Origin of the sequence: Flavobacterium sp. 83 (assembly GCF_000744835.1) — a bacterium.
GTDB lineage: Bacteria > Bacteroidota > Bacteroidia > Flavobacteriales > Flavobacteriaceae > Flavobacterium.
Genome location: NZ_JQMS01000001.1, coordinates 2,701,506 through 2,714,586, shown reverse-complemented (window position 1 = coordinate 2,714,586; position 13,081 = coordinate 2,701,506). Strand labels below are relative to the sequence as shown.

At 31.4% G+C, this 13,081-nt stretch carries 16 protein-coding genes; 15 read left to right on the top strand and 1 reads right to left on the bottom strand.

Features of this window, described 5'->3' with window-relative positions:
• Positions 1 to 189: 189 nt before the first annotated feature.
• From T410_RS11945 to T410_RS11920, 6 genes are all read left to right on the top strand, one after another.
• Positions 190 to 384, top strand: coding sequence for a hypothetical protein (locus tag T410_RS11945; protein WP_035672018.1), 195 nt, complete (start codon positions 190 to 192; stop codon positions 382 to 384).
• Positions 385 to 1,076: 692 nt separating this feature from the next.
• Positions 1,077 to 2,471 (top strand): DUF6600 domain-containing protein, encoded by a 1,395-nt coding sequence (locus tag T410_RS17100; RefSeq protein WP_051929408.1) that lies wholly within the window; start codon positions 1,077 to 1,079, stop codon positions 2,469 to 2,471.
• Positions 2,472 to 2,660: 189 nt separating this feature from the next.
• Positions 2,661 to 2,948, top strand: coding sequence for a YXWGXW repeat-containing protein (locus tag T410_RS11935; RefSeq protein ID WP_152556985.1), 288 nt, complete (start codon positions 2,661 to 2,663; stop codon positions 2,946 to 2,948).
• Positions 2,949 to 3,181: 233 nt separating this feature from the next.
• Positions 3,182 to 3,511: a DUF892 family protein gene (locus T410_RS11930; RefSeq protein WP_051929407.1), complete on the top strand. Its 330-nt coding sequence runs from the start codon at positions 3,182 to 3,184 to the stop codon at positions 3,509 to 3,511.
• Positions 3,512 to 3,981: 470 nt separating this feature from the next.
• Entirely contained in the window at positions 3,982 to 5,070 is a 1,089-nt protein-coding gene (locus tag T410_RS11925; protein ID WP_035672011.1) for an alkene reductase, read from the top strand.
• A 58-nt stretch (positions 5,071 to 5,128) separates the two neighbouring features.
• A complete protein-coding gene (locus tag T410_RS11920) occupies positions 5,129 to 6,190 on the top strand; it encodes a class I fructose-bisphosphate aldolase (RefSeq protein ID WP_035672009.1) in 1,062 nt (353 codons plus the stop codon).
• A gap of 9 nt (positions 6,191 to 6,199) precedes the next feature.
• Here the strand turns inward: T410_RS11920 and T410_RS11915 are convergent, their stop codons facing one another.
• Positions 6,200 to 6,805: a 2,3-diphosphoglycerate-dependent phosphoglycerate mutase gene (locus T410_RS11915; RefSeq protein WP_035672006.1), complete on the bottom strand. Its 606-nt coding sequence runs from the start codon at positions 6,803 to 6,805 to the stop codon at positions 6,200 to 6,202.
• Between the two features lie 337 nt (positions 6,806 to 7,142).
• On the opposite strand from T410_RS11915, the gene T410_RS11910 reads away from it, so the two are divergent.
• The 9 genes from T410_RS11910 to T410_RS11875 all read left to right on the top strand — a co-directional run bounded on the left by T410_RS11910 (position 7,143) and on the right by T410_RS11875 (position 13,081).
• The gene (locus T410_RS11910; protein ID WP_035672004.1) at positions 7,143 to 7,937 is read left to right on the top strand and encodes an ABC transporter permease; all 795 of its coding nucleotides are present in this window, start codon (positions 7,143 to 7,145) and stop codon (positions 7,935 to 7,937) included.
• Between the two features lie 2 nt (positions 7,938 to 7,939).
• Positions 7,940 to 8,719: an ABC transporter ATP-binding protein gene (locus T410_RS11905; protein WP_035674473.1), complete on the top strand. Its 780-nt coding sequence runs from the start codon at positions 7,940 to 7,942 to the stop codon at positions 8,717 to 8,719.
• A 3-nt stretch (positions 8,720 to 8,722) separates the two neighbouring features.
• Positions 8,723 to 9,700, top strand: coding sequence for an MlaD family protein (locus tag T410_RS11900; RefSeq protein ID WP_035672002.1), 978 nt, complete (start codon positions 8,723 to 8,725; stop codon positions 9,698 to 9,700).
• Positions 9,701 to 9,884: 184 nt separating this feature from the next.
• Positions 9,885 to 10,358, top strand: coding sequence for a Dps family protein (locus T410_RS11895; RefSeq protein WP_035674471.1), 474 nt, complete (start codon positions 9,885 to 9,887; stop codon positions 10,356 to 10,358).
• Between the two features lie 29 nt (positions 10,359 to 10,387).
• Positions 10,388 to 10,534 (top strand): hypothetical protein, encoded by a 147-nt coding sequence (locus T410_RS17095; RefSeq protein ID WP_193743743.1) that lies wholly within the window; start codon positions 10,388 to 10,390, stop codon positions 10,532 to 10,534.
• Positions 10,535 to 10,866: 332 nt separating this feature from the next.
• Positions 10,867 to 11,250 carry a hypothetical protein gene (locus T410_RS11890; protein ID WP_035671999.1) on the top strand — a complete coding sequence of 128 codons (384 nt, stop codon included), beginning with the start codon at positions 10,867 to 10,869 and terminating at the stop codon, positions 11,248 to 11,250.
• A 33-nt stretch (positions 11,251 to 11,283) separates the two neighbouring features.
• Complete coding sequence (locus tag T410_RS11885; RefSeq protein ID WP_035671996.1) at positions 11,284 to 11,505, top strand: hypothetical protein; 222 nt, start codon at positions 11,284 to 11,286, stop codon at positions 11,503 to 11,505.
• A 120-nt stretch (positions 11,506 to 11,625) separates the two neighbouring features.
• Positions 11,626 to 12,096: a PA2169 family four-helix-bundle protein gene (locus T410_RS11880; protein WP_035671993.1), complete on the top strand. Its 471-nt coding sequence runs from the start codon at positions 11,626 to 11,628 to the stop codon at positions 12,094 to 12,096.
• Positions 12,097 to 12,322: 226 nt separating this feature from the next.
• Positions 12,323 to 13,081, top strand: coding sequence for an ABC transporter permease (locus tag T410_RS11875; RefSeq protein WP_035671991.1), 759 nt, complete (start codon positions 12,323 to 12,325; stop codon positions 13,079 to 13,081).

Here is a 13,081-nt window from a genome sequence, read left to right as displayed (position 1 = left end):
ATTGTATAATATTTTCAAGAATGCTAAGGACTACATTTGAATAGTAATTTTAACAATCCCTATTTATGCTATTTCTCCTAAACATTCCTCTACTAATTGTCTCTATTACAGTTTTTGGCTTTTTTTATATTCAAAAAATTGCAATATCAAATAGTTTAAAAATAACAATAACTTTAAAAAAATAAAATCATGAATCTAAAACGAATCTTTGGAGCATTACTTACAGCTCTTGGAATTGGCGGCCTAATTTACACTGCAATATTGTTTTCAAATGCATCCTCTGAAATGAGAGATGTCAAATCATTAATCATTTATGGCGTTCTTGGTATTATATTCTTCGTTTCTGGAATTAGCTTAGTTCGCACCACAAAAGATGAATCATAAATACCATACCCCATATAAACTGAATTTAAACTGACAACCCTAAAAATATAAATTACAATCTCTTCCTACTTATTATTCTAGAAATAGGTACCCGTTGGGTGTAATTAGGTTTTTGATGATAATTTTTCGTCAGTTCGAGTGATTTTCGATAGAAAATCGTATCGAGAACAAGCAAAATTTCATTAAAAACGATTCTCTATACATTTTTTGTTCCGTTTTACTACACAAAAAACACTCGAATTGACGTTTTTAATAATTGCACCCAACGGGTTAATAGTATAAATAAATACACCAAACTAAAGGGGAAGATATTCCGTCAGTGATATCAACCTCATAGTCTTAACAAAATGCTGTCATCAAATTCAAAATTTGGATGAAAATTATACCCATTTTGAATCCTTATTTAATTTGTTTACTAAACTACAAGCAAGCACAATACTTCCTTTTTGATATTTTAGTAATCCCTTCTTTTGAACATATTTAGTAGATTATTTGATTCCCTTATTTGGAAATTGACAGTTGAGCTCTTCTTTTAAAGAAATAAAATATTGAAAATTACGCTAAGAAAATAGAATTTCCTTAGCGTAATTTTCAATATTTTATTTAAAAATCGCTCATTAAAAAACTTAAATTGCTTATCTTTAATATGTTATAAATTTAATTTATTTATTTTTTTAAATAAAAACAATATTATGAAAACAACATATAAAATTTTCGTTTTATTTCTTGCTGTTAATTCAATTACATTAATAGCACCACAAAAAGCATCTGCACAGATATCAATCAACTTCCAAGTTTTTTATGATGATTTAAGTCCTTACGGTAATTGGATAAATAACCGAGATTATGGATACGTTTGGGTACCTGACGTTTCTAACAACTTTAGTCCCTATAATACTAATGGCTATTGGGTATATACTAATGTAGGTTGGACTTGGGTTTCAAATTATTCCTGGGGATGGGCACCTTTTCATTATGGCAGATGGTTATACGACTCTTATTATGGATGGTTATGGGTTCCTGGTTACGAATGGGGTCCGGGATGGGTTACATGGAGAAGTGCTAACGGTTATTATGGTTGGGCACCAATAGGTCCAGGTATAAGCATTGAAATTGCCTATGGTAGAAACTATAATTTACCCTACAATCAATGGACATTTGTTAGAGACCGGGATTTTGGAAGAAGGAATATCTATAATTACTATGTTAATTCAACAAATAATACAACTATTATTTATAATTCGACAGTAATAAATAATATTCAACAGGATCGATCCAGAAATGTAAGGTATAATGCTGGACCTGATAGAACTGAAGTACAAAGAAGAACTGGTACTGCGATTTCACCAATTACGCTCAGAGAACGAAATAAACCTGGTCAAAACTTAAGCAAAGGGGAACTTCAGATATACAGACCGATTGTCCAAAAAAACAATGCAACCGGGCATAGACCAGTTCCGTCTAAAGTGGCAAATATAAAAGAACTGAAACCTATATCAAAAAGAGAGGCTAAAACTCAGCCACAAAACACAACCAAACCCACTACAAAACAACCTAATAACAAACAAGCGCAGCAGCAGCAGCAGCAGCAAGCGCAACAACAACGTAATAATCAACAGATCAAACAACAGCAAGCGCAACAACAACGTAATAATCAACAGGCTAAACAACAGCAAGCGCAACAACAACGTAACGATCAACAGATCAATCAGCAGCAAGCACAACAACAACGCAACGACCAACAAGTCAAACAACAGCAAGCGCAACAACAACGCAACGATCAACAAGTTAAACAACAGCAAGCGCAACAACAACGCAACGATCAACAAGTCAAACAACAGCAAGCGCAACAACAACGCAACGATCAACAAGTCAAACAACAGCAAGCACAACAACAACTTAACAATCAACAAGTTAAACAACAACGCAACGATCAACAGGTCAAACAACAGCAAGCGCAACAACAACGCAACGATCAACAGGTCAAACAACAGCAAGCGCAACAACAACGCAACGATCAACAGGTCAAACAACAGCAACCAATAAATCAAAAACCCGAAAATAAGCAAGATAAACATCAACCTTAATAGCGGTAATTAATTTTTAGATTTAAAATGTATTGAATATGAGTAAAGAAATGAGTGAATATTACAACTATTTATAAAAATTATACAATATCTTTTTTACTAATAATAACTAAATTAGAACTCTGAATATCAGCACTTTAAAACAATTAAAAAATAATTGTGAATAAAAATAAATTTAAAAATAATATTATGAAAAAGCTCGTTTTTATTACCGTATTAGCTGGATTTGCATTATTTTTTAGTGCATGCTCCGCAGGTTATGTTTCTGAAGAACCTTCTTATATAGAAGTAAATAGACCCCCACGCCCAAGCACTGATTATATTTGGATTGATGGTGGTTGGGTATGGAGAAGCAATAGCCGAACGTACCAACAAAGAGATGGTTATTGGACCAACCAAAATAATGGTCGCAACCATAAAAAAGGGCATTGGCAAAAATCGCAACGAGGTTATCGTTGGGAAGAAGGCAGAAGATAGAATAACTCACTAATCAAGAGGTTGTTAAAAACAATAATTTGAACACAAATTAATGACACAAGCAACAAGTTTGCAGCTGTTTATTTGTGATAAAAAAGCAAATTATTTTTTTAACAACCTTTTTTATGCAAATATGTAAAAAATACAAGTCATACTTTTAATTATGTAAGCCATCAAAAAGAATTAAGGTTCAACTTTACAGTATTAGAAAATACAAGATAAAAAAATTAACCATGAAAAGTACAAGCGCCACTACCGATAAAAAAGCAGCATTAAAAGAAGGTAAAGGAAATTCAAAAAAAATTATCCTGGAAATAAAAGAAGATTGTCGTAATGTTTTTGTAGAAGAGCTAAAAGAAATTTACTTTTCTGAAAAAGCATTAACAATCTCCATTCCTATAATGATTAAAAAAGCAGCTACAGAGGAATTAGTTGACGCTCTTAAAGTACATCTTCAATTTACACAAGAACATATACAACGTTTAGAATTATTTTTTACCTCAATTGGCGAAGAGAATATTATGAAGAAATATGAAGCAATGTATGGACTAATTGAGCCTTAAAAATCAAATAGTGATTATTTTAAATAATAAAAACTATTATTATAATATGTTAATTCGATTTGATTAACCAAATTATCTGAATTACGAATTCAGGAATCTGAAACACCAAAACTTATGCTCTTAGTGATCTTCCAAGTCTATTAAGTAATAATCCCAAAGAATTCATTAAATTTTGTTAGGTGACATCTTTACTGGTTTGCCAGATTGGCGTAACGGCATCAAGAACATAGAGGTTTTCCAATCTTCCGTCTATGACCAACGAATAGGTACACGAGCTTGATAACCGTTAATCAGAATATTTTAAAAGAATGTTATCTAACTTAATTTTTTGAAAACAATTGAATAAAGAGTCTGTAAGTATAAAAAAACAATCCTCTAATTAAATGAAAACACATTTAATCAGAGGATATTAAAAAACAAGTCGTAAAATATAATTATCTTTATATCAACAATCTAACAATAGAAAAAACATGAAAACTTACGAATTATTTGCACCAAAAAAAGTGGGTTCCATCGAATTAAAAAATAGCATTGTAATGGCACCTATGACACGATGCAGAGCAATTGAGAATATCCCTAATGAACTGATGAAGGAATATTATTTGCAACGTTCCAATGCTGGATTAATTATAACTGAGGGAACATCGCCATCACCCAACGGACTTGGATATGCCCGAATCCCGGGAATATTTAGTGAACTTCAAGTAGAAGGCTGGAAAACAACAACAACAGCAGTTCATAAAAACGGAGGAAAAATAATTGTTCAATTGATGCATTCAGGAAGAATTAGTCACCCATTGAATATGCATAAAGATGCTCACATCCTTGCTCCTTCTCAAGTTAAAGCATCTGGACAAATGTGGACCGATTTGAAAGGCTTGCAAGACTTTGTAGTTCCAAAAGAAATGACTGCGCAAGAAATACTTCATGCCCGAACAGAATATGTTGCCGCTGCAGAAAATGCTTTATTTGCCAAATTTGATGGCGTAGAATTACATTCGGCCAATGGCTATTTACTAGAAGAATTTCTTTCACCAATAAGCAACATCCGAACTGATAATTATGGTGGAAGTATTGAAAACCGATGCCGCTTTGTAATTGAAGTTGTTACTGCTGTTGCAAATGCCATTGGTAAAGATAAAACCGGGATTCGTTTATCACCTTATGGAGTAGCCAGTGATATGCCTCATTATCCTGAAATTGATGCTACTTACGATTACCTATCAAAGGAACTTAACAAACTGGACATTGCCTATATTCATCTTGTGGACCATTCTGCCATGGGGGCACCGCCAGTACCTTTAGAAATTAAAAAATTAATACGTAAGAATTTTAAAAACACCTTGATTCTTTGTGGTGGTTTTGACAAAGAATCAGCTGAAGCTACAATTGAAAGCGGTTTAGCTGACCTCATCGCTTTTGGACGCCCGTTTATCAATAATCCTGATTTAGTGGAACGATTCAAAAACAATTGGCCTTTGTCTGAAGACTTAAATATGGATTTGTTTTATACTGCTGATGAGAAAGGATATACTGATTATCCCGTTTATAAAGGTTAAATCAAAATAAGCATTTTTGTAAAAAATGTATTAGAAATTCATTCAATTCAAAGTTAAAATGAAAGATATAGCTCAATTATTGAATTTATTAGGCAATGAAAAAGACTCTTTGTTGAACCATATTTGTAAAACAATTTCGAAAGACCAGATTCACATCCCAACTCCTTTCCATATTGATACTAATTTTCTGCAAAGCAATCGTAATGCACAAACTCTTCGGAGTTTGAACCAATTATACCTACATGGACGACTTGGCAATACGGGCTATCTTTCTATTTTACCAGTAGATCAAGGAATTGAGCATACAGCTGGAAGTTCCTTTTCTCCAAATCCCATTTATTTTGACCCTGAAAACATTATAAAATTAGCTATCGAAGCTAATTGTAATGCTGTCGCTTCTACAATGGGAGGACTGGCAATGTTATCCAGAAAATATGCACATAAAATTCCGTTTGTGGTAAAATTGAATCATAACGAGCTAATGACTTATCCCAATAAATACAATCAAATTATGTTTGGAAGTGTTCGAGATGCTTGGAATATGGGAGCTGTTGCTGTTGGAGCAACTGTTTATTTTGGTTCAGCCGAATCAGACAGACAAATCATAGAAATAGCTAGCGCTTTTGAAGAAGCACATAATTTAGGAATGGCGACAATTCTTTGGTGTTATTCCAGAAACGACAGTTTTATAAAAAACGGTATTGATTATAATACGGCTGCTGATATTACCGGTCAGGCCAATTATTTAGGAGTTTCGATTCAGGCAGATATTATCAAACAAAAAGTGCCAACTAATAATGGTGGTTTTACAGCCATAAAATTTGCCAAAACAAATCCTGAAATGTATACCAAATTAGCCAGTGATCATCCAATCGATTTATGCCGTTATCAGGTTATGAATTGTTATTCAGGGCGCATTAGCATGATTAACTCCGGTGGGGAATCAAAAGGCGATACGGATTTGGCAGAAGCCATAAAAACAGCTGTAATAAATAAACGTGCCGGTGGAGCAGGAATGATAATGGGTCGAAAAGCTTTTCAGCGCCCCTTTAACGAAGGTGTTAAACTTATAAACGCCGTACAGGAAATTTACTTGACCAAAGAAGTATCTATTGCTTAATCTTTGTATCTATAGATATTTTACGTTTTTAATCTTTAGAGTAGAATCTAAATCATAAAGTCGGGGTGTTCCGGTGGGAATATCTATTTTGGTTATATCTATCCGGCTAATATTTTCTAAATACATCAATAAAGCTCTAAGACTATTGCCATGTGCCACTATCAAAATATTTTTACCGGATTTTAGCTTTGGCTCTATTTCTTGTTTATAATAGGGTACAATTCTATTGTAGGTATCTTCTAAACTTTCTCCATCTGGAGGGCGAACTTCATAACTTCTTCTCCATATTTCCACCTGATTCTCTCCGTATTTTTTTGCTACTTCTTCTTTATTAAGTCCTTGTAAACTGCCATACATTCTTTCATTTAGAGCTTTATCCTTAATCACAGGAATAGTATTTTGTTGCATTTCTTCTAAGATAATTTTCAAAGAGGCCACTGCCCTATTCAGTACTGAAGTATATGCATAAGAAAAGCTGAATTCCTTTAACTTGGTTCCTGCAAGTCTAGCTTCTTTTTCTCCTTGAGAAGTCAGTCCTATATCTAGATTTCCTGTGAAACGATTCTCTAAATTATAAATCGATTCTCCGTGTCGGATAAGTGCTAATAAGGCCATATTTTGTTATTTATTGTTTCATTTATACATTGGATATTCAGAAAAAAACATTCCATACAGCCTCAAAAAAAGTCTAAACAAGTACTTTTTTATATCCTACCAATATCGGTATAAAAACGATAATTAACTACTATTTAAATTAGTATTAAATTTAAAATAAATACATAAAATACTGATTATAAATAATATATACTCTTAAAAATCAATCTTTGTGTAATTTATTTTTGTAAATTTATAATGTTAACCAAATAAGGATACAATCCTATTTGAAGTGAATCTTTTTTAAATAAAAACAGCATAAAGTGATAGCATAGTAACAACATAGAAAAGCTCCAAAATGGAAACGCTTAAAACAAAGAAATATTTATTTTCTAAAGGAATCGATTCCTATTTAGAAGGCGTTCATAAAGGCTATCAATTTACCATTCGTTTTTTTAAACAAGTATTTACACTGCCTTTTCATTGGCGTGAAATTATTAATCAATGTTTCGAAATTGGATTAAAATCACTTTCATTAATAATATTGACAGGGTTTATTGTAGGAGTAGTTTTTACAAAACAATCACGACCTTCGTTGGAAACTTTTGGAGCAGTTTCGTGGCTGCCTTCCTTAATTGGGATTGCCATTGTAAGAGCGTTAGGGCCATTAGTAACAGCACTTATTTGTGCTGGTAAAGTAGGTTCCAGCATTAGTGCCGAATTAGGTTCCATGAAAGTTACGGAGCAAATTGAAGCGATGGAAGTTTCAGCAATTAATCCTTTTAAATACTTAGTGGTTACGCGGGTAATTGCAACAACTATTTCTATTCCCATACTTGCATTGTATTGCAGTTTTGTTGGACTATTGGGTTCGTACTACAATGTTCACAATGAAGAAATGACAAGTTTAGAAATTTTTTATAAAAATGCTTTTTCAAATATTTCTTTTCTGGATATTTTTTCATCATTAACTAAATCTATCGTTTATGGATTTACAATAGGAATTATAGGTTGTTACAAAGGTTTTTTTGCCACTCAAGGTACTCGTGGCGTAGGAAAAGCAACTAATCAAGCGGTCATACTTTCCATATTTCTTATTTTTTTTGAAGAAGTTGTCATTGTGCAGGTTGTAAATTGGATTCGATATTTTTAAACATGAAAAAGGATAAAATACAACATAGTATTAATAAAGAAGAATCCGTTATAACAATCAATGGTCTATACAAATCCTTTGGTGAATTGGACGTTTTGAAAGGCATAGACTTAAGCATTTATAGAGGTGAAAACGTAGCTGTTCTGGGTAAATCCGGTTCTGGTAAATCCGTATTAATAAAAATTATTGCGGGTTTATTACAACCTGACAAAGGGGAAGTTGCTGTATTAGGAAAAAAAGTTGCTGATTTAAATGGAAAAGAATTAGATGAACTACGACTACACATAGGATTTTCATTTCAAAACAGTGCTTTATATGATAGCATGGATGTATATCAAAATCTGGCTTTTCCATTAATTATGAATGTAAAACACTTGACGAGAAAACAAGTTGATTATTCTGTAGAAGAAGCATTGGATGCTGTAGGATTAAAAGATAAAATAAAGGAACTTCCTGCAGACCTTTCCGGAGGGCAGCGTAAGAGAATTGGCATAGCACGTACTTTGATTTTAAAGCCCGAGATAATGCTGTATGATGAGCCAACTTCAGGTTTAGACCCAATTACATCTGCTGAAATAAATACGCTTATTATTGAAGTACAGCAGCAATACAAAACAAGTGCTGTTATTATCACACACGATTTAACATGTGCAAAAAATACCAGCGATCGCATTGCAATGTTGATTGACGGTACGTTTTCGAAAGTAGGAACATTTGAAGACGTTTTACATGCAGATAATGATCAAGTCAAAAAGTTTTTTGCTTATAATTTTATACAGTAAACCATGAACGATTCATCAAACAAACGCGCTGTAATTGTAGGCCTTTTTATTTTTTTAGGGCTTACATTTCTTATTGTTGGAATTTTAATGGTGGGCAATTTACATGAAACCTTCAAAAAGAAAATGTTGTTGGTTTCTTTCTTTGATAATGTAAACGGACTTCAAAAAGGCGATAATGTTTGGTTTTCAGGTGTAAAAATAGGAACCGTAGGCGAAATAACTATTGATGGAAAAACACTTGTTTTAGTAAGTTTGAATGTTGAAAAAAAGGCACAAGATTATATTCGTAAAGATGCTAAAGCAAAAATAAGTACAGACGGACTCATTGGGAATAAAGTCATTGTTATATATGGTGGCACTCCACAATTCAATGCTGTTGAAGAAGGAGATACTTTAGCTGTTGAAAATTCATTTTCTACAGAGAATATTTTGAATACACTACAAAAGAACAATGAAAATCTGCTGGCAATAACCACTAATTTCAAAACAATCAGCAAAAAGCTCACCACAAGCGAAGGAACCGTTGGAAAATTATTGAATGATAACACCTTATACAACAATGTAAATTCAGTAACCGTTTCTCTTAATGATGCTTCCGCAAAAGCAAAACAACTTATTAGTTCCTTGAATGATTTTAGTTCAAAGCTAAACAACAAAGGAACTCTTGCTAATGAATTAGTAACCGATACAATCGTTTATGCTTCGATAAAAAAATCAGTTTTACAATTGCATCAAATGACTGAAACTGCTAATTTATTTGTGAATAATCTCAAAGAAGCCAGCAATAATCCCAACTCTACTATTGGCGTATTGTTGCATGATGAAGAATCAGGTGCTAATATGAAAAAAACTATTAGAAATTTAGAAAGCAGTTCTGAAAAACTAAATGAAGATCTAGAAGCCCTACAACATAATTTTTTACTGAAAGGCTATTTTAAAAAGAAAAATAAAAAAGCTGAAATCAACACCTCTGAAAAATAAAATGTGAGAATGTTGTAAGTTCTTTAAAAAGTTATATAACACTTTAAACTTATTAGATTTCCACCTTTGTAAGGTGAATTTTTAGTATTTACAACCCTTGAATTCAAAAGATGCAAGTCCTGTATTCAGGAAAAATCATCCATTAAAAAGCAATAGTTTAACATCAATAAAAAATCTAGAAAATATGAAACCACAAATAGGAATTACAGAAGAGCATTTAAAAAAAAGTATAACAGTTCTTTCTTCAATTTTAGCAAATGAAATGACGCTATATATTAAACTAAGAAAATTTCATTGGAATGTATCTGGTGAAAGTTTCATGGAACTTCATAAATTATTCGAAGGTCAATACAAACAACTAGAAGAATCAATCGATGAAATTGCAGAACGTATCAGTAAATTAGGCGGAAAAGCCATCGGAACAATGAAAGATTTTTCTGATTTGTCAACAATTAAAGAATCTCCAAATCAATATCCTGCTCAAAAAGAGATGCTAAAAGAATTATTAGCCGATCATGAAACAATCATCGTTCATTTACGAAAAGATGTTGACCTAAGTACTCAAGAAAACAAAGATGCAGGAACAGCTGATTTTCTAACAGGAATGATGGAGTCACATGAAACAATGTCTTGGATTTTAAGAAGATATTTAAACTAATTTAAATTAAAAAATTAACTCATAACAAAATGGAAAACTCAGAAAACGAAGTTTATTTAGCACATAATAGTTATTGCAAAGTTGGTAAAATTACCGCAAAAAAATCTTTTGAAGAATCAGAATCTGAAACTGAATTTGAAAAATTTGACGAAAATTTATCTTGCATAATGCTTTAATACTTTTTAAGTTTTGCGTTTTGACCATCATATATTACCAGCAAACATTTTGTTGTAGGGATTATGCATGCAACAGCTGTTGAGGATGTACCCAAAAAAAAATTAGGTTAGGTTTTTGTTTTGATTAAGGGCTGTTGACAACAACAGCCCTTTTTTTATGCTTAAAAAGCATTATAAAATTCAAATTTACAAACATGTAAATTATATAACTTTTATCAAAAGTTATATAATCATTTTAACGATTAAAATACTGAAATTTAACTTATTAATACAATTAAACAAGCTGTAATTGTAATACAATACCACGTCTAGGAACTATTAAAAAGAATATCATGAAAACTACAAAAAAATTAGGCATTTGGATGGATCACTCTATTGCTCATTTAATGGAATTTACATCTAAACATTTTGAAATAGAAACAATCGAATCAAATTTAACTACTGATCTCCAACATGAAAGTGTAGTGAAAAATAAAAATCTTACACCTAAAAAAGAGACCAAACAACTTTTTGATTATTATAAAAAAATAGCAGAGGCTATAAAAAATTATAAACGAGTAATTCTTTTTGGACCAACTGATGCTAAAATAGAATTATTTGACTTATTAAGTGAAGATGAGCGTTTCTTAAAAATCAAAATTGAAATTAAAAATACAGATAAAATGACTGAAAATCAAAAACATGATTTTGTAAGAGAATATTTTTCAAAAGCCTAAAAATTTTACTAATCAATTTTAAATTATAAAAAAATGCAAACACGTACTATAGGAATCGTAATGGTAATTATTGGAGTAATAATGATGCTTTATAACAGCTTTAATTATATAACAACTGAAAAAATAGTCGACATAGGTCCTATACAAATCAATAAAGAAGTAAATCATCCGATAGTATGGTCACCAATAGTTGGAATAGTACTGGCTACGGGAGGAATTGTTTTAATCCTTAGTAAAAACAAACAACTCTCCTAAAATTGATCTTAAAAAAACTGTGAATATTGTAATTTCTATAAAAATTTATGTAACAGATATTCTTTAGATAGTCACCAACTTTGTATAAAACTGATAGTCATTAATTTAAATTGAATAACAATGGATACTAATAAATCAATCGAAGTATTAAATACACTTGTAGAGATTAATAATGACAGAATAGAGGGTTATAAAACTGCTTTAAATTCTACTGAAAAAAAAGGGCTAAAAAAACTTTTTTTAGAATTTCAACAAACAAGCCTGAAATGCAAATCAGAACTTATAAAAGAAATTGAAAAATTAGGAGGAAATCCAAGAGATAACTATAAAAAAAATAACCGATTTTCGAAATTTTGGATTAATCTCAAAGCATCGCTTATTTGTAAAGATAGCCAGGATGTCATTAATTACTGCGAATCGTATGAACATATAGCTGGACAATATTATAAAAATGCATTAGTTTTTAAAATGAAACATTTAAGTTTTGAGCAACAAGTTATGTTACGAAAACAATATTCATTAATTACTGTTGATAATTCCAGAATAATAGAACTGCGAGACAGATTATTCAGTAATAAATATTTTAAATAAACTCCGTAAAAACAAAGGTTTTCTATTAAAAAATTGAAATATAAAATGTAAAACCTTTTCAAAAATTAAGTATTGATTTTATTGTTTTTATACCAAAGACAAATTTCACCAATCCTATTTTATTCTTTCAAAAAGGCTTATAAATAAATTATGATAGTATAACTATCATAATTTATAGGTTAATCAACTGCATCCAATCAATTAATCACAATTAAAATATTTTATTTTGATTCTATATTTAAAAAATACTTTTAACGATTTTGGTAAAGTAACACTATTTACGAAACGTTTTTTTAGTGAAGTTTTTATACCTCCTTATGAAATGCGAACGTTTATTAAACAATGCTATTCTATAGGATATAAATCTTTACCATTAGTGACTATAACTGGTTTTATAATGGGATTAGTCCTCACACTTCAATCCAGACCAACTTTAGCGAAATTTGGTGCCGAATCTTGGTTACCTGGAATGGTTGCGCTTTCCTTAATAAGAGAAATTGCACCTGTAATTACAGCATTAATTTGTGCAGGAAAGGTTTCTTCCGGCATTGGTGCAGAGTTAGGTTCGATGAAAGTTACGGAACAAATTGACGCCATGGAAGTTGCAGCCATAAATCCGTTCAAATATTTAGTAGTGACAAGGATATTAGCCACTACACTTATGATTCCGGTTTTAGTTATTTATGCTGATGGAATTGGAATATTTGGAGGATATATAGGCGTAAATATGCATAGTGATGTTAACCTGACACGGTATACTTCTCAAGTTTTTGAATCATTGACCTTTTTAGACATTATACCGGCCACGATTAAAACTTTTTTCTTTGGATTTTTCATCGGAATGATAGGATGTTATAAGGGTTTTAATGCTTCAAATGGAACTGAAAGCGTAGGTAAAGCAGCAAACTCAGCAGTAGTAACTGCATCACTGACTATATTTATTATAGACATGCTTGCAGTACAATTAACTGATTTATTCTTTTAA